17 protein-coding genes are annotated in these 17,619 nt (G+C 42.4%); 3 read left to right on the top strand and 14 right to left on the bottom strand.

From position 1 onward, the window contains the following. Positions 1-5 precede the first annotated feature (5 nt). The 4 genes from METLIM_RS04625 to METLIM_RS04610 form a co-directional block, all read right to left on the bottom strand. Positions 6-1,205, bottom strand: coding sequence for a P-loop NTPase family protein (locus tag METLIM_RS04625; RefSeq protein WP_004076771.1), 1,200 nt, complete (start codon positions 1,203-1,205; stop codon positions 6-8). A gap of 110 nt (positions 1,206-1,315) precedes the next feature. Beyond that, the gene (locus tag METLIM_RS04620; RefSeq protein WP_048146213.1) at positions 1,316-1,993 is read right to left on the bottom strand and encodes an ABC transporter ATP-binding protein; all 678 of its coding nucleotides are present in this window, start codon (positions 1,991-1,993) and stop codon (positions 1,316-1,318) included. A gap of 7 nt (positions 1,994-2,000) precedes the next feature. After that, positions 2,001-3,203 carry an ABC transporter permease gene (locus tag METLIM_RS04615; protein WP_004076769.1) on the bottom strand — a complete coding sequence of 401 codons (1,203 nt, stop codon included), beginning with the start codon at positions 3,201-3,203 and terminating at the stop codon, positions 2,001-2,003. 11 nt (positions 3,204-3,214) lie between these two features. After that, positions 3,215-4,447 carry a COG1361 S-layer family protein gene (locus tag METLIM_RS04610; RefSeq protein ID WP_004076768.1) on the bottom strand — a complete coding sequence of 411 codons (1,233 nt, stop codon included), beginning with the start codon at positions 4,445-4,447 and terminating at the stop codon, positions 3,215-3,217. A gap of 352 nt (positions 4,448-4,799) precedes the next feature. Between METLIM_RS04610 and METLIM_RS04600 the strand changes: the two genes are divergently transcribed. Then, a complete protein-coding gene (locus METLIM_RS04600; protein WP_004076767.1) occupies positions 4,800-5,456 on the top strand; it encodes a hypothetical protein in 657 nt (218 codons plus the stop codon). On the opposite strand, the gene METLIM_RS15425 is transcribed toward METLIM_RS04600, so the two are convergent. Continuing rightward, positions 5,447-6,028 carry an archaellin/type IV pilin N-terminal domain-containing protein gene (locus METLIM_RS15425; protein WP_004076766.1) on the bottom strand — a complete coding sequence of 194 codons (582 nt, stop codon included), beginning with the start codon at positions 6,026-6,028 and terminating at the stop codon, positions 5,447-5,449. The genes METLIM_RS04600 and METLIM_RS15425 overlap by 10 nt on opposite strands. A gap of 229 nt (positions 6,029-6,257) precedes the next feature. On the opposite strand from METLIM_RS15425, the gene METLIM_RS04590 reads away from it, so the two are divergent. After that, the gene (locus METLIM_RS04590; protein ID WP_004076765.1) at positions 6,258-7,454 is read left to right on the top strand and encodes a cation:proton antiporter; all 1,197 of its coding nucleotides are present in this window, start codon (positions 6,258-6,260) and stop codon (positions 7,452-7,454) included. Positions 7,455-7,470: 16 nt separating this feature from the next. On the opposite strand, the gene METLIM_RS15420 is transcribed toward METLIM_RS04590, so the two are convergent. Beyond that, complete coding sequence (locus tag METLIM_RS15420; RefSeq protein ID WP_217178002.1) at positions 7,471-8,976, bottom strand: GAF domain-containing sensor histidine kinase; 1,506 nt, start codon at positions 8,974-8,976, stop codon at positions 7,471-7,473. Positions 8,977-9,072: 96 nt separating this feature from the next. Between METLIM_RS15420 and METLIM_RS04580 the strand changes: the two genes are divergently transcribed. After that, entirely contained in the window at positions 9,073-9,558 is a 486-nt protein-coding gene (locus tag METLIM_RS04580; protein ID WP_004076763.1) for a DUF2124 domain-containing protein, read from the top strand. A gap of 25 nt (positions 9,559-9,583) precedes the next feature. On the opposite strand, the gene METLIM_RS15415 is transcribed toward METLIM_RS04580, so the two are convergent. The 8 genes from METLIM_RS15415 to mptA form a co-directional block, all read right to left on the bottom strand. Beyond that, a complete protein-coding gene (locus METLIM_RS15415) occupies positions 9,584-10,693 on the bottom strand; it encodes a PAS domain-containing sensor histidine kinase (RefSeq protein ID WP_004076762.1) in 1,110 nt (369 codons plus the stop codon). A 1-nt stretch (position 10,694) separates the two neighbouring features. Beyond that, complete coding sequence (locus METLIM_RS04570; protein ID WP_004076761.1) at positions 10,695-11,294, bottom strand: chemotaxis protein CheC; 600 nt, start codon at positions 11,292-11,294, stop codon at positions 10,695-10,697. Positions 11,295-11,304: 10 nt separating this feature from the next. Further along, complete coding sequence (locus METLIM_RS04565; protein ID WP_004076760.1) at positions 11,305-11,661, bottom strand: response regulator; 357 nt, start codon at positions 11,659-11,661, stop codon at positions 11,305-11,307. Between the two features lie 293 nt (positions 11,662-11,954). Next, a complete protein-coding gene (frhB, locus tag METLIM_RS04560; protein ID WP_004076759.1) occupies positions 11,955-12,818 on the bottom strand; it encodes a coenzyme F420 hydrogenase subunit beta in 864 nt (287 codons plus the stop codon). Between the two features lies 1 nt (position 12,819). After that, positions 12,820-13,818, bottom strand: coding sequence for a coenzyme F420 hydrogenase subunit gamma (gene frhG / locus METLIM_RS17515; RefSeq protein ID WP_083824929.1), 999 nt, complete (start codon positions 13,816-13,818; stop codon positions 12,820-12,822). Next, positions 13,751-14,317, bottom strand: a complete 567-nt coding sequence (gene frhD, locus METLIM_RS04550) for a coenzyme F420-reducing hydrogenase, FrhD protein (protein ID WP_245543623.1) — start codon at positions 14,315-14,317, stop codon at positions 13,751-13,753. The genes frhG and frhD overlap by 68 nt, the downstream gene beginning before the upstream one ends. A gap of 5 nt (positions 14,318-14,322) precedes the next feature. Continuing rightward, positions 14,323-15,693 carry a coenzyme F420 hydrogenase subunit alpha gene (gene frhA, locus METLIM_RS04545; RefSeq protein ID WP_004076756.1) on the bottom strand — a complete coding sequence of 457 codons (1,371 nt, stop codon included), beginning with the start codon at positions 15,691-15,693 and terminating at the stop codon, positions 14,323-14,325. 263 nt (positions 15,694-15,956) lie between these two features. Next, the gene (gene mptA / locus METLIM_RS04540) at positions 15,957-16,898 is read right to left on the bottom strand and encodes a GTP cyclohydrolase MptA (RefSeq protein WP_004076755.1); all 942 of its coding nucleotides are present in this window, start codon (positions 16,896-16,898) and stop codon (positions 15,957-15,959) included. Positions 16,899-17,619: the final 721 nt, after the last annotated feature.

The following is a 17,619-nucleotide window of genomic DNA, read 5'->3' as shown; positions in this document are numbered from 1 at the left end:
GGAGCTTAAAGTCCCTTCCTCCGGTTCAGAATCAGAACTGACAGTAACGCCCCGGTTATTCCTGCGATTACTGTAAATCCCGGAGCGGCTGTTGATTCAGTCCTCTCCTCTTTTTCCCTGGCATAGATCAGTGCCTGATCAAAGGACGGGAATATCGATCTGCCCCATATCATCCGGCTGCCGTCAATCTTAATGCCACTTACTGAATCGTCAGCCCGGATTACTGATGAGTTCCCTGCAACAGGATCGATAAGAATTATTGCAGATTCTGACTCACTTTTAATAAGACCGAATCCCACTCTCTTTCCGTCTGTGAAAGGTGAAGTTATTGTAGCCTTTTTCTCGTCTTTTGTAAGTGAATCTGTGAATTCTCCGGTTAATGGACTTATCAGACTTGACTTTCCGGTGGAAATTTCATAGATCCAGGGTTCATCATAACTCCCCTTATCAGTACCTTCGAAGACTATTTTAGATTTAATATATATCACATAATCTCCTGCCATGTCAAAGTACTGAACACCCGAATTTGAAATATTGCTGTGCTCAGTAACAAATACGGTTATGTTCTCCTTTGACTCAGGGTTATATATGCATAAATCTCCCTTAAGATCCTGATATGCAATATTTCCGCTCTCAAATATAACTCCTGCAGAGTCTATTGATTTTATCTCCGGAATTGGGGTGCTTTCCTCCGTCCGGATGTCATAGATATTTGCAATGTCATAGTATGAATTTTCGTCATCTTCAGACCAGAATATTCTGTCACCGCTTATTTTTGGCCATTTTGCGGTTGGTGAGAGATTAAGGGCTTTTGTTGTGTTATTTTCAAGATTTGCAAGAAAGACTGTATTTGGTTTTGTCAGTGATTCATTCGTATCAAAAATAGATCCATCTTCCTCAAACCATACTGCGTAGTTTCCTGAGATGCCGTATCCTGTAACTGTCATATTCAGGGAAGGAGTTCCGATAATTCTTACTTTCTCTTCCTCTGTGCTGTAAAGGCAGATCCTGTTTAATTTGAGATTCATACCTTCCGATTTCAGAAATATTATATTGTTTCCGGAGATGTCCCCTCCTGTAAAACTTCCGTTTTCAACAGGAATTACAGTGTTTTCCCATACCATCTCCGCCGATGCAGGAATTATTATAATCAGAACTGCAATCAGTATTGCAGCATATCTGAATCCGGTCAGTACTTTATTCATTGGAAATTAATTGTTTTTACCGTTAAAATAGTATATGGGTGATGATTACCGCTACTTCCCCGATCGCAGATATCCGTTCTTCTGTACGGGACTGAACTGGCATTCAGAATTCATAGGTACTTATCCTCGGCAATCTCTCCGTCATGCAGTCTGATTATACGCTCAAAATATTCTGCATGCCACTCCTCATGTGAGACCATCAGGATAGTCTGCCCTGATTCTTCACTCACCTTTCTGAATAGATCAAGGACGTTTCTGGAATTGACACTGTCAAGGTTTGCGCACGGTTCATCGGCAAACATAATCTCCGGACTGTTTATGAGTGCCCTCGCGATTGCCACCCTCTGCTGCTCACCGCCTGAAAGTTCAGACGGGAGATGATCTGCCCTTCCTGATATACCGACTATTTCAAGCATCTCAATGGCGTGCTTCTCTGCTGCCTCCCTGTCCTCACCTCTGGCAAGGGACGGCAGATATACATTCTCCACTGCATTCAGTTCTGATACAAGGGCGTAGTCCTGAAAGACATAACCGAATCTTCTGAGCCGGAATTCTGTCTTTTCATGGTCTGAAAGGCCTGAGATGTCAGTATCTCCAATCTTCAGACTGCCTGCTGTAGGATCATCCAGAAGGCCGGCCAGATGAAGAAGGGTTGATTTCCCGCTTCCGCTAAAACCTGTTATCCCGACAAACTCACCCTTTCCAACTGAAAAATCAACACCCCTGAGTGCATTGACATCGACAGCGCCCATCTTATAGGTTTTTGTAAGCCCCTGCGCTTCTATCAGCATTTGCTCACCTCATTGCCTCCAGGATATTCTCTCCGGCAATTCTTCTGGCCGGGATGTAGCCCGCTACACATGATACTGCCGTGAGCATGACAGCATTCTCAATCAGAACGGCTGTCTCAACATAAGGGGTCACGTTTCCGTCCGGGAACTCCATCGGGTGCGCTGTGAAATATGCAATTATGCCTTCAATGCCGATAAGTCCAAGAATAATTCCTATGATTGAGATCAGCAGCACCTGAATGACGTATGAGTTTACAATTATGTTTTTGTGAATCCCGATGGCCTTTAAAATGGCAATCTGCTTTTTGTTGTTTATCGCTTTAATCATCATAACAATAAATATCACAACAATGGCTATTATGAGGCTTACCAGCAGGGATATATTGTTTATAATACTGAACGTCTCAAGCGACTCCTCAATAATTCCGGTCATTGACTCTTCCCATGTCTGAATTTTATCTGGTACATTAAAGGAGAGCATATTGTACTTTACCTCATCAGGAGAGTAGCCGTTCATTGATTTCACCAGAATTTCAGAAGCTTCGGTGTTTTCATATCCAAGCACCGAATTCATCTCATCCCACGTAATAAACGCTGATAAATCGACCGTCCAGGACTTCGTCTGAAATATCCCCTTTATCCTGTAATCCTTTATAACGCCGTTTGCATACGCAACTTCGATGGTGTCTCCCACCCTGGCCCCGCCAAGCGAGTCAAAAAAGTCCTTCCTCTCGTCCTCGTTTCCGGCAACCTGAAAGCCGATTATTATCTCGTCCAGGTCCCCGCTTCCGAGATAATTTCCTGAGACAATTGTTTCACTAACCTTTGTAACTTCAGTCTCATCCCTTGGCTTTATTGCGGTTACCGGTATGCTTATGGATTTGTCCTCATTTGACAGCGTTGCTCCCAGAGAGTAGTGCCGGGCTGCACGCCTCACACCCGGAATTTTGTTGATCTTATCTGCAGTTTCATCCGATGAGCTTATAACTCTTTTATTATCATCCGGTTTTACAATCACATCAGACGTTTCATAGTCAATAGTCTGCTCATAAAAGAGATTGACAGAACCTGAGATTATTGAGGAGAGGAGTATCATATTCATAAATACCATTGCAATTATCAGGACATTCAGTAAAAATCCGGCCCTGCCGCCTCTCTTAATTGCCCTTACAGCAAGAAATGCCGACACTTTAAGGTCATTCAGCATCCGGGTTCCCCTCACTTTTTTCTGGCATAATGACGGTAAAAGACAAACCCGGCTACTGCAAGAACTGTCAGAATTACAACAATAGCTATCCAGCCGTCATTTTTCCTGACATTCAGGCTGAGCGTGTAGGTCTCACTGTATGCTCCGGTATCATCCTCGTACTCAACAGTCAGGTTATACAGATAATCTCCGGATTTTCCTGCGATGTATGTGAATACGGCGGGTGCATCATTGTTTGGTTTAATCTTTCCTACAAATGCACCCTTCGTTCCTTCAAATGGGAGGTCCAGGCCTGCATATGTGGATTTTGCCTCTCCTGTGCCTGTATTTTCTATTCTTATCAGGACTTCAAATTCATCCCCTTCAGATACAAGAACAGGATCGGTCTTCATTGAGGCGATTGAAAGTCCGGCCTTCCCGCGAAAGTCAATTCCGGTTGTCCCGGTAATCGTCACATAATTTCCGTCCGGATCACTGTAGGAGATCCTCACCGGGAGGTCATATATCCCTGTATCTGCATTTTTGTCAGTCTGAAGGGGGACTGAGAAGGCATAACTTTCACCTTCCTTCATATCGCCTGCGTAAAATACAGACTTTCCGGAAGCAGCTACAGATGGGTTATCCGGTTCAATCCTTAAAGTCAGGTCCCCGGCAGTGCTCTTTCCTGTATTCGTAATCGAAAAGTCAACCGTGAAATTATCCCCCGGAACAGCATATCCCTGATTTGTTCTCTCAAGGGAGATGACCGGTTTTTTCATGGCAGATACGGGCATATTGACATTAACAGGTACAGGATATCTCAGGTTTTCAGCATTCAAAACTCCGATTATAAGGACAGGGAAATATATCCCTTTTACAGCCGGAGCTTCTATCAGAAATGTAAGTTTAATCTCCTGTCCGGGGCCTATGTCGCCTGAAAACTGTGAATTGCCGCCAAGAACCTTTATCTCTTTTTTTCCGTCAAGATAGACGCTTTTAATTGTCGGATATATCTCCGTGCTTACTGTGGTTCCGTCAGTAACTGCCGTTTTTCCGGTAGTCTCGGTTATTGTCGCGGTTGTTGCTGTATTTTTGATTGTAAAAGTTACAAGTCCCTTCTCACCGGGCATCAGCACTGCCGGTGATACATCAGTACCGGTCACAATTACTGATGGCTGATCAGCAGCTGCCTGGGTAATTAACAATAGTGTAATGAATATTATCAGAAAGGTTATATGAATTTTAATTCTGCCCGGATGTTTCATCTTTTCATCTCTCCTGAAAGTCAATATTGTCAGAATGGGATTTATAATGAGCGGCAGATATTGGGAATCTCTGCCATTCAGTTTCTCTCATTTCCGGCAATAAATGCGTTCACACCTCCGTCTCATAATATGTCTGTTGATGAAGAATTCTTTATTATTAGTATAAGCTGCCCGGGATGGGTGGAATTTTAAATTTTATGCCATTCCTTATCTGATGTATCCTTCCGGAACTGCCGGTGCGGGAATTATTATTTCGCATTTGGTTCTTCTGATGATGTTGTATTTGTCTTCACTCTGAAGACAGAATGGTATATCATCAATATACATTAAATAATAAGAGGAGTTTTTCCGCATGACTATATCAATAAATCCGGCATATGCCTTAGTTATAATCTTTGTAATTTACACAGTTCTGATGTTTTCAGCACTGATTACTGTCAGAATGAGAAACTCAAAGAATTATCGTGAAAGGGATGATATCAGGCATGAAAAGAGGTTTAAGGCAAAATTTTTCAGAAGCTTAACTGAAGGGTTTCAGCTTGAGTCCATCAATAGCTCAGATGACATATTAAATATCTATGAGGCAATATCAAACCTCAGTCAGGAGGACATCAATTACCGCTATGGACTCAGCCGGTATCTCCGTGAATATCTGATTGCGCTGATATCAAAAGATGAAAAAATTATCCCCAAATCAACAACCGATGAGGAGATTCAGGGATGGAAGAGGATTCTTGACCGGATAATTTCTGAAAATGATATTAAGATGCCTTTTTCAGATCTCCCTCCGCTTGAGAGAAATATTTCAAATGACATACTTGTCTTCCTTGATAGGGATGATAAAGAGCATGTAAAGGATAAATTAAAGGAATTGTCACGTCTTATCCGGTCAAGAGACGGTGAACTGAGCAGGGCATGCCGGAGAACTGAAAGCTCCCTGCAGCTTACTCTGGTAAGCCTGTTTATCTCTTTAATTTTTGGAATAATAGCCATCTATGCTTATTTTTGAATAATATTTATCTTTTTTATCGAGTCCGGCCCTTCGGATGATATCGAGAAGGGTGCACCGCCTTCCGGAATGATTGATATCCTGAACCCCTCTTTTGGGCCTGTCTCGTATTCCGGACTGAGAAGAATTTCAATTGTTACTTTGTCAGTGCCTGACAGTATCTCCATGCCGCTCTCTTTTTCAGCCCTGACAATCGCCCAGTGGTTAATTTCCGGCCCTGAAGGGTTGTACAGAGGGTCTGAAGGGAGGATATTCAGAACTGTCTCATAATTAGTAAAAGTTATCTTAAAGTTATTGAGGTCTTTATCATAATCTGACCTGTATGGTGAACCTATGGTTAGCCTGAACCTGTTTATCTTATTGCTGGTATCATTAGCAAGGCCATAGACTGCACCTTCGGTTATAACCGGATGTCCGGTTGTATCAACTGAGTCGTATATTACCTTCTGCGACTTCTGTATGGTAAAAAAACCTGTATTGAGAGTTACAAATGAAAATGCAGCTGCCACTACCACAAATGCTATGAGAATCAGGACGGCCTCAAGCCCGGAGAATGCATCATTATTTTTCATTTGGATCAGGCAGTGAATTATGATACAGCATTTTTAATAATTATTGGCCTTATGCCAATAGTATTGTTCCTGAATATTCTCTTTGGTCTGTGAATAAATCATATTATTCTTCTTAATCTGCTTTTATGGGTTCACATTGATCTTATCCGCAGTAAGTCAGTAAAATGGAAATATATAAGTCTTTTAACTGTCAGTTCTCCAATAAACTGATATATTCTGCGGTTCTAATATGCATAGAATGAGTGCTATACCTAATCTTGAACTACAGATGACTCTGCTGCTCTTCTTTGCACTTGCCGGATACCTTCTGGCATCAAAGATAAACCAGTCTGCTGTTGTAGGTGAGATTCTTCTTGGACTTATTGTCGGACCGTCTGTTTTAGGGCTTATCACATATACCGAATTTGTTCAGGCTATTGCAGGTCTTGGTGCTGTTATTCTTATGTTTGTGATAGGCTTTGAGTTTGAGTTAAAAGACCTTACAAATATCAGGTACGGGATAATCGGGCTGATCGGTATTATTGTACCATGGCTTGGCGGTTATTTCGTCTCCCTTGCCTTTGGTTACGATCCGGGAAGTGCCCTTTTTATCGGAACTGCACTTACTGCAACGTCCATTGCGATAACTGCAAATGTCTTAAAGGAGATGTGCCTGCTTGATACAGATGTTGCAAAAGCAATAATCGGAACGGCAGTAATTGATGACATCCTCAGTCTGCTTGCGCTTTCAGTAACAGCAGATGTCGCATCCGGAAATTTTACCCCTGAGGGTTTTATATTCATTATTGTAAAGCAGGTTGGTTTTTTGATCCTTATTGCACTGGTTGGAATCCTGTTCATATCAAAGCTTATCCGGAAGATGGATGATACTCCGATTGCGAAAAAATACCCGGAATTTGTCTTTATCTTTGCAGTGATGACAGCATTTCTCTTTGCCGCACTTTCGGAGTTCATCGGTATATCTGCAATAATCGGTGCATTCATCGCCGGAGTTTCATTTAACGGGATTAATCTTGAACACAGTCGTGATCTCGCGGAAGGGGCTGAATATCTCTACATCATATTTGCATCGGTATTCTTTGTTTCCCTTGGGATACTTGTTGACCTGAAAGCGCTGACAGTTCCTGTAATGATATTCATTTCAGTAATTACAGTTATTGCAATACTGACTAAAGTCATCGGCTGTGGCATTCCTGCAAAACTCCTCGGTTATTCCGGAAGGGATTCTCTGGCAATAGGTTTTGGTATGTCTCCGAGAGGTGAGGTTGCAATGATTGTTGCACTGCTTGGGCTTAACCTCTCACTCATAGGGCAGGAGGTCTATGCCTCAATAGTTGTTATGAGCCTTCTGACAACAATTGTAACTCCTATTGTATTCAGGAACTGGCTCTTTAAAAAGGAGGTTGCTGAATGCATGTTAAAATGAAATTACTCTGTAATATTTATTCGTGAAATATTATTTTAAAACATACACCTTTTTTGTAATCCCCTGTGACACGGTCAGTTACATATATCTCTGCACCATATCTCTCAAGGATCATCTTCACAATTGACAGCCCAAGACCTTTTCCGGAAGACTGAATTTTTCCTTTGTAATATCTCCTGAATATATTTGGTTTCTGGTCATCCGGTATTCCTCTGCCGTTATCACAGACATTAACGACAACTCTCTCGTCCTCCTCTTTTACAGATACTGTTATTGTGGTCTCTTTTCCACCGTGCTTCAGGCTGTTTCCAAAGAGGTTTAAGAAAACCTCCGGCAAAAGCTCATCAGCCGTAACGCTGAGCCCGCAGTTATCATATCTGATGTCAGCATCGTGATAATTCCGGATGACCTCTTTTAGTGTTCTGTCAAGTGATATCTTCTTAGGTTTCAGATTATCTTCCCTGAAACGCCGGATTACAGAGACATTTCTTATTATATCGCTGCTCTGTACAACTCCCGATAGTGCCTTTTTTACATAATTCCCGGATTTTTCATCCGAAATATCTTCAAGAATTTCAAGATAACCCTGTGATATGAGATTTGCATTGTTTATATCATGGGTCATAATATCGAGGTACAGGTTTGCCTCCTCATTGGCATATATTAGTTCTCTCTGAAGTTTTGCAAGCCTGAAAAATCCTCCGATCTCCTTTCCTACCGCTTCAAGAGTCTCTTTTTCAAGTTCTGAAAACCTGTGGAGGTTGCTTGTGGCAATGCTTAATATTGCGATGGTCCTGTCATCTGCCGTAACCGGAATTATAGCCATTGAGAAGACCCCACTCTCATCCTCCTCATGCGGCACACCAAGATACTGTTCAATGTAAATGGCTTTATTATCTCTGAACACTCCAAAGTAGTTTGATTCTTCTGATTTAAGGTCAATTTCAGAGTCAAAGAAGAGATCATAAAGGCCATAATAGACATCCATCGATGCCGAGCCCATATCACTGTCAGGAAAATATATAGCTCCGGCATCGAAGTTCATCAGTTCAACCGTCATTTTAAGAGCAATGGGCAGGAGGTCCTTCTGGTTGTCAGCAGAAGATGTTGCACATATTATCCTGTTAATTGTATGCAGTATTTTATTGAGTTTCATCACATCTGCAACACAGTCTGCCGGTTTTACTTCAGGTTCGTATTTGAGAATGAATCCTTCTGTACTCTTATTTCCAAATTTTCTGACGGAGAAGGTGAAATTGTTGCCGTTCAGGATTATTTCTGCTTTTTTTATTTCATTTCCGGCATTAAGTTTAAGCTGTTCATTGATTTCCGGAATATATTCTTTGGAACTCTCAGAACTAAAACTACTCCTCTCTTCTGGTAATTCCTGGATATATGAGAGTATTCTGTCAAATTTTTTGCTTAAATATATAATGTTTAAACCGCTGTCACATATTATACAGGGAACATCAAGTATCTCCTCAAGAAATTCCGGGTCATGACAGTCGAAATATTTCTGCATTGAATTATCTGTTTTGTTTTTTATATTCATAATGTTTGAGGTGGTCAGGTTCCCGCCGCGGAATAATTTTATAATCACCCGCTAAAACTGAATACTATGGAAAAAGTTTCAACACTTAAGGGTGTTCCCGGAATGTTAAGGCCGTTTAAGGAATACATTTCTAATATGGATCTTAAAGAGGGATCGCAGATTGTTTATTATGGATGTCCCGGTACATGTACTCCATTTGTGGAGCTTCTCTCTTATGGTATAAGGTCAATGCCTGTACAGAATATTTTTGTGCCGTTATTAGAGGAGAGTTCAGCCAAATCTATGATAAATGTCCCGGAGGTTGGTATGCAGATTTCAGGCAGTGCTGACAGGATAGACCCGGCACTTATTGTGATTATGGGTGGACTTTCAATGGATAACGTCCCTGTTTCTGCTGCTGATATGAAAACGGTCCTCTCAAAATATAATTGTAAGGTTATGGGGATCTGCTTTATGGGTATGTTTGAAAAAGCAGGATGGCTTGATGAGATTAATTTTGATCAGATTATTGATGCTGCCATTGATCCTGTTGATATCTACAGAAAAGAATAATTCTTTTTTTTAGTAATTTTGTTATTCAGGCCTTATTGAGTCTGAATGTAAACGCTATTCCACTATCTCCTTCACCTATATCTGAGTCTGTAACTGAAATGTCACTGCCATATCTCTGGACAAGGTTTTTTACGATGTAAAGGCCAAGTCCTTTACCTTCAGGTCCTGTGTCTTTAATTCTGCTGAATCTGTCAAAAATTTCATCCCTCTTATTTCCTGGTATTCCCGGCCCGTCATCCTCAATTTTTATATCTATGCATTCTCCGGAATCTCCTGCAATGATTTTAATCTTTACAAAATCATCGCCATATTTTATGCTGTTTCCAATGATATTTAAGAAAACATCGGGCAGGAGTTCATCTGCCATAACTCTGTACCCGCTCCCCGTATATTCAATGGCTGAACCTTTGAAATGTCCTATTGCATCTTTTATAGCTTTATCCAGGGATACCGGAATCAACTCTGAATTATTCTCTCTTATTTTTCTGATTCCTGAAACGGACTCAATAATTCCTGCACTTCGCTTTGCAGCAAGTGAAATCCTGCTTGCAAAATCTTCTGTTGATTTATCTCCGGATTCCTCAAGCAGTCCGGAATATCCAAGAATAATTGTATTGAGATTGTTTATGTCATGAAGGAGAATGTCAAGATAGAGGTTTGCCTCCTCATTTGCTCTTAAAACTTCTTTTTCTGCCTCTATTCTTTCATTCAGGGCATTGATTGCTTTATCCTTCATTCTCCTGTATGCCTCGACTTCTTTTCTGAGTTCTGTTACATCCTCAACAATTATCAGTGCACCTGAGGTTTTGTCCTCTCCGGTGTAAGGCATCAGTGTAAATGTCTGCGTTCTCTTCTTTCCGTCAGGAAGATATGAGGGAATGAGAGGTTCGTGAAGCTGAGAAGAAAATATGTCCGGCGGACCGCCGTTTAAGACAGATTTTATCCTTTCAAGGTACAGGGCATCCTTTAGGTGTGGGTAGCACTCCAGTATTGATCTCCCGATTATCTCTGAATTTGTATTTCCCGACCATTTTTCGAGTATCTTATTCCGGTAAACTACAACGAAATTATGGTCTATGAGGCATATTCCTATAGGGAAATTCTCTGTTATCCTGAATGATCCATAAGGCGGCATTTTAGATACTGTTGATTTTTTCCAGAAGTGTGTTCATGGACCCTGTCTCAAGGACCATTACTATGGTTCCTTCAACATTTAGATCTGCAACTCTGAATTTTGTCATTGCAAGTATTATCCCGTCTTCTTCGACAATTTTTGATTCTGATACCAGATTAACTATTGATTCTTCGTTGTAAGCCGGAATTTCATAATTCAGCGGGCTTTTTATTATATTTCCGACAGACCCCATGACGCCGTTGATTATAATATTGCCCACTTCCTTAAGTGTCTCTATCCTGATAGCGTCCAGTTCAGGTGTTCCGGCTTCTTCTCCCGTTATTGCCATAACCAGGTTTGCAGCACTGTCAGGGGGGAAGAGGACTGCTGTAGTTCCTGAAAATTCGCCTTTAAATTCAAGTTTTACTGTTGCAAGGTTGTCTTCATCTCCGGTATTTTTCCGCTCCCTGAATTCTTTTGGAGATATTATCTCAACATCAGGAACTGTAAGCGTGATATGTGACTTTGTAATTTTATTCAGCATGCCCGCAGCACGGCCTATTCCGATATTTAATATCTCACGTACAGCATCAATGTCTCTTTCTGAATATTTAACTGACATATTAATAAAATCACCCGGTCAGTCCTTTTATCAGAAGAAGGAGTTCTTCCTTTTCAACAGGTTTATTCAGGAAACCTGCGGCACCAAGTTCCATACATCTTTTTTTTGTTGTATTCTGGATGTCTGAAGTCAGAACAATTACAGGAATATTGTATCCGGATTTATTGAATTCTTCAAGGAAATGAAAACCGTCCATTTCAGGCATAAGCAGATCCAGAAGAATAAGATCAGGTTTTTCTGACTTTAAAATATCGAGAGCTTCAAGTCCGTTTTTTGCTTCGCTATATTCATAACCCGATTCAGAGAGTATTTCAGTAATTATATTTCTCTGAAATACTGAATCATCTGTGACCAGAATTTTAACCATATTTTTCCTTCCTGAAACAACTTATTGATTTTAATGTTCAATAAATTTCTCTCATGAAACAGCAAAACTTTTTATTTATCTCCTATGAAACAATACACTGTTTCATTCATCATCTGTGAACCCGCAGGCTCATGGGTGACTTTTTAGTATTCAGTCGGCAGGGTGTCTGTCGTATGAGTCACATTTCTGTTCTGCCATAATTCCGGATAATTACACTGTCCGTATTCTGTGAATATTGCATGATAATTGCAGTGCCGGCAGAATATACCTTAAATCTGAAAAAAAGAAAAAAATTAGATGTATGGGTTGCGCAGGCCTTTGTTTACACCAAAGGTTGCACGTGCTTCGACAGATTTCTTGTTCTTGTCGATCTTGTCGGTTGCAAGTTTTGTTACAAGGTCAAGGCCTGGCTTTACAGATGCGATGTCCTTTGTCTCGAAGTATCCGGCGTCAATTGCTTTTGACCAGACATTTTCTCCGTTCTTTGTGCGGACAAAGACTGTGCTCCATCCGTCCGGACTTCCTACTGATCCGGTTGAGACATCTGCAAGGTTTGCAACGTAGTCAAGACATACGTGGCATCCTGGCTGTTCGTATTTGTGTGTAGCCTTGAGTGGTATCTGTGAAATTGCACCGCGCTCTGTATATACAGAGAACTTGCCCTTTCCGATATCCATCTTGTCTGCGGACTCCATCTTTACATTGCAGTGGTCCTCGACGATTGCCTCAAGACCCTGGTACGGGAAGTTCTCCATGCAGAAGATTCCGATTGCAAGAGCAATCTTGTCAGGAACTTTGCGCATAGCCATTGGGTAAAGCTGTGCCTTTCTGAGTGCCTGCATCTGGCATGGTGTTCCTACAATACCTACTTTGTCAAGACCGTATGAACGTGTTGCTTCCTTGATGAGCATCATGTTCGGGCTGATTGTATAACGGGTGCCGCGTGCTGCAAGAAGCTCTGCCCTTGTTGTTGCTACAACAGGTTCCGGCTTCCATGGCTCGTCGCCTGGTCCGGCAACGATTGCCCCGTCAATAATGCCTTCTTCAAGTGCGTATGCAAAGAGCTGGGTTACGATACCGCCGTCCTGCGAGCGCTTGAGAATTTCTGCATCTGCTGCACGGGCTGAGATCACTGATTTATAGTTTCCGAGCACCATTTCACTCACCTCCCTTGCCCATTGCACCATCAATTGCTTCCATTATGCCCTCAAACTGGTTGATGACATCGAAGTTGAAGAAACTGCGTGGGCACTGTGCATAGCATGCTCCGCATTTGATACACATATCGCGGTCGATGGCAGGTCTGCCGTATTCCATTGTGATTGCACGTACTGGGCAGCTTGCTGCACATGTACCGCATCCCATACAGAGGCCCTGGTTTATGACATCATACATGAGGTCACATCCGCATGCCTCTGTACCACGCTTTGCAAGGTCCATGAGTGGCTTTAAGTATGCTGCTGCAAGCTCTTTCTGCTCGTCAGTTCCCTGAAGAAGCAGGTATGCCATTACACATACATTTCTGATTGACTCTGCACCCGGAGGGCATGATGGTATGACTACATCGACATCAATAAGGTCCCCGATTGGGACATATGACTCGTGCTGCGGCTGGTTCCACTGACCGCCACGGCAGAATCTTGTGATGTTTCCGTATGCTGCACATCCTCCAAGAGCAACAACAACTTTTGCCCTCTCTCTTGTTTCTTTGATCTCTCTAACTGAAGTCTCGTCCTGAAGACATACTGAACCTTCTACAAGTGCAACATCCATTTCAGGGATGTGCCTGACATCTGCTAATGTCAGACAGTAGACGAGGTCTGCATAATCATCAAGAATCTTGAAGAGGCCTTCATAATTGTCTGCAAGTGACACGAGACATCCGGTACATCCGGACATGTGTACGTGCCCAACTGTTATTTTATTTGCCACAGGCTTTTCCTCCTTTTTATCTCCATCCAGCGTTTGGTGAATCTCCACATCTTTGGGTTTTTCTGCAGGTTTTTCGGCAGGTGCTTTCACTACCGGTTCAGGAGCAGGTTCTTCCACTGTTTTTGGAATCTCCTCTTCCTTTTTTATAACCGGAACTTCAGGCTTCCTGACCTCTTCCTCCTCTTTCCCTGTGAAGATCTCTTTGAGACGTGATAGTAGTCCCATAATCCACTCCTACTTCAGCTAATGCAAGCTGCACTGCTTTGGGAATGGCCTCCCTGACAGATTCAGTGACCCAGAATTCGGCATCTTCTGCCTCATTTTCAATCTGGGAAATGTCAATGCTTTCCGGCTGGCACCCAAAGATTACTATTTCTGTTCTCTCTGCTAACACCTGAAGTGGTTCTTTAAGGCCCCAGGAATGTGGGTCAGTGTAAGCTCCGGGAGCGAGCAGATCCGGAGTAACTCTTGTGATTTCACCTGGTTTTCCGCCAAAGTCCATGATGTCGAGTATAACCATCTTTTTAACGGTTATATCGGCCTGAGCCATGAGGGTAAACAGGTAATGCGGACCTGCAAGGCCTGCATCAAGAGTCTTTAGATTTTCCGGAAGATTCAGTTTTTTCAGTTCGGAGATGACTGCCGGGCCAAAACCGTCATCGGTCTGTAGCGTGTTACCGCATCCGACAATCATATATTCTGCGTACCAGTCCTGCATCAACATCAGACTCACTGAATAAGCTTCTGGGCGACTACCTTCTTCTCTTCATCGACCACCATCATATGTGTAGCACAGGACACACATGGGTCGTAGGCGCGAACAATAACTTCTGCAAGCTGCCATGGTGCACCTTCAAGTGCACGGCTGCATACCGGGAAGTTCCATGTCGTAGGCACGAGCAGTGAATACCACTGTACACGTCCGTCCTTTACCTTTGCAAGGTGGACATCTGTACCGCGTGGTGCTTCATTTGCTGCCCATCCGAGTGAACCGTCACCCTGTGGGATCTCGTCTGCAATGACTGATCCTGATGTGTCTATTGCATCTATTGCCTCGATCATGCTGTAGAGACAGTCAGGATATTCCATCTGGCGTGCAATCTGAAGACCCATTGCACCTTTCTTGTCGTAATTGCGGAATTTCGCGAGACGTGCACGCGGACCTACCTCAATTGGCTGACCGTCATACATAGGAACCGCAGTGCAGGCTTCCATCTGTGGCCATGCCTTGTTTCCGGCAGGTGTGGTTGCGTGGTTTGGGTAGTTTGGATCGTCAAGTGTGATCTCCTGTTCTCCCATGTACCAGTCCCACGGCCGAACTTCTGTCCAGCGCTCAGGGAACCACATCGGCTCAGCATCAAGGTTTGAGCTTGCGTAGAGTGGATCTACAGCCATGTATCCCTGGTCGTGGAATCCGAACTTGTCATTCTTTTCGACTTCATATCCGGATGCAACAGATGCTGTCTGGCGGTTCTCCCAGTCCTTAAAGACTGTGATCATGAACTCCATATGTTCGCGTGCAAGTTCTGATCCCTCTTTTGCGAGGTCAAAAAGTTTTGATTTTGCACGTGGTGTGATGTTCTTGTACATACCACCGATACGCGGGTTGCTTGGGCGAATTGGCTCTCCGCCGACAATCTCTCCGACTGTCTGTCCAATCTCACGCAGCCTCTGGATACGGAGTGCTACACTTCGGACAGGTTCTTCTGATGTGAACGGATTGATGTGTGTATCCGTACCAGGAAGGTACATGTCCGGGAGTGACAGTATGTTGTGCAGTGCGTGGCTTGAGAGCCTGTTTGCGCACTGAAGGATTATACGCAGAAGGTAAGCGTCATCAGGAATTTCACATCCGATTGAACCTTCCATTGCTTCGATTCCGGCGAGGGTATGCGCTATCGGACAGATACCGCAGACACGTGAAGAAATCTTCGGTGCCTGATGCATTGACTTTCCAATGGCGAGTTTTTCAATACCCCTCACTGGTGTAAGGCTGAGCCAGTCACCACGCTCGATTATGCCCTCATCGTTGACTTTGAGAACGAGCTTGGTGTGCCCCTCATGCCTTGTGGTTGGGGAAACCTCTACAACTTTCGACAAATTTATCGCCTCATTATTTTATTTTTTGTTCGGTTAGCTATACTTGTGTAAATACACTATGTTATTTTGCAACACACGTACCTTGAAATCAGTACGCTAATTTCTAATTTCAGTTTTATCGTTAAAAATACCTTTCGTTGTTAATCGGGCAGGTATTATTTTTAAAAAGAAAAGTATTATTTTTTGTAATTTCATTGTGCATTTGTCTTATGCGCATGTGTCGTTTAGAACTGATCTATATGATGAGAAATAATTGCTGGCAATTATAAGTAATTTTCATTCATTTCAGCACGGAGTTCTGCAATTGTTGCTTTCCTCTCCGCATAGGCATCGTGCTGGTGAATACTCTCCTCATTTGTCTGCCTAATCGTAACAAGCGAATCTCCGGGTAGGAATTCAAATTCCAAAAGGACTCTCTTGGCCATCTCACGTACACAGTCTTCAACAAATCTTGCGTTTTTGTGCGCTGAAAAGACAACATGACTTTCGTCACCGCGTTTGAGAAGTTCATATATCTTTGCACTCATTGAATTTTTAAGGACATTGATGATATTTTCGAGATTTACGTGCTGATCATCGTCTGTTTCAATGCAGAGGAATCCCTGTCCACGCTGATTGTGTGTGGCCATCGGAACTTCATTTAAGAATGCCTCAATCTTATCCTCTTCTATACCTAAATCGCGGAGTTTATTGTGTGCAATCTCCTTCATTATGTTCTGGGCACAGGGACATGCGGTTATTCCTGTTACCTGAGCGCCTATGCTTTTTCTGACAATTGGATTTGAGTTATTTCTTTTTGCAACCGCTCTTGCGACAACGTTTACAACTTCGTCACATTCAGTCTTTGAAACCGGAGTTTCACGTCTGATCATGAATGTACTCTTCATCCTGACTTCCGTTCTGTCAGCGTATTCATGGTGGTCGAGGAGTTTTCTTGCCACTGAATTGCATACTTCCTCAATACCGTCAACCTCTCCCTCTGTTGCCTGCTGAAGAACCTCATCTATTACTTCGAAGTTTCTTGACATGTTGGCGCCTTTAAGGCTGCTTGGAAGGTCAACATAAACATCAAAGTTCGAGATAAAAATTACAGGGCGCTTCCCCGGTCTTGCAACTTCAATGAGTTTTTTTACGTTTCTGACACCTACCCTTGTTAAGTTGATGCGAACATCCGGAAGGGTGGACTGTGTATCTGGTAGATCCATCTGATTTAACCTCTGTCCTAACCTCTCAGGGTCTTTTGCGGGATATATTCATAAATTCCGCATTTTCTCCCGGTTGGTTTCTATAGTAAATAGTCTCTTTAAGTTTTTTGTGGTGATATTATAATATTTATGAAGTTGGCCGGTAACTTCTCTGTTTACATTTGTAATATTTTAGTATTTATGATTATAAGTTAGTTTAATTGACCTGTTATTATTCCCTGATGTGTTATTGTCTGAAATCTCTCTATTTCATATTGCAGTCTTTGTATGTCATTCTTTTTTGATGTGCATTATTCGGGTACAGTCTGTTTTACGACTATTTTTCTCCAGGTTTAAAATCAGAATTGTATTCTCTGTTCCTCACAGGGACGCATGAATATCTTTATGTCTGTCATTATTCCGAATGCTGTGGGCGGCTTTGGCATATTTCCGGTCTGCAAAAAAGTCTTTATTTTATATTCTGTTCACTGGCAGCGTTACTGCTGGTGGATCAGTTTTCGTGACCATTCCGGCTAATAGTGGATCAGATTATCATGACCATTTACAGGTAATTTGCCTATAATACAGAAATTTTTTCCAGAGGTGGCAGTGGGAGGTATATTGTCATCCTCATAAACCTTCATTATTAAACAGCAATCTCATCACTGCCTGTACTGTCATCTCTGATATTTTAGGATAACACTTAATGAGAGTCCTGTAAAATTGTTCAGATTATAGTTAT

The organism is Methanoplanus limicola DSM 2279 (assembly GCF_000243255.1).
GTDB classification, from domain to species: domain Archaea; phylum Halobacteriota; class Methanomicrobia; order Methanomicrobiales; family Methanomicrobiaceae; genus Methanoplanus; species Methanoplanus limicola.
This window is presented reverse-complemented; position numbering and strand designations above follow the sequence as displayed.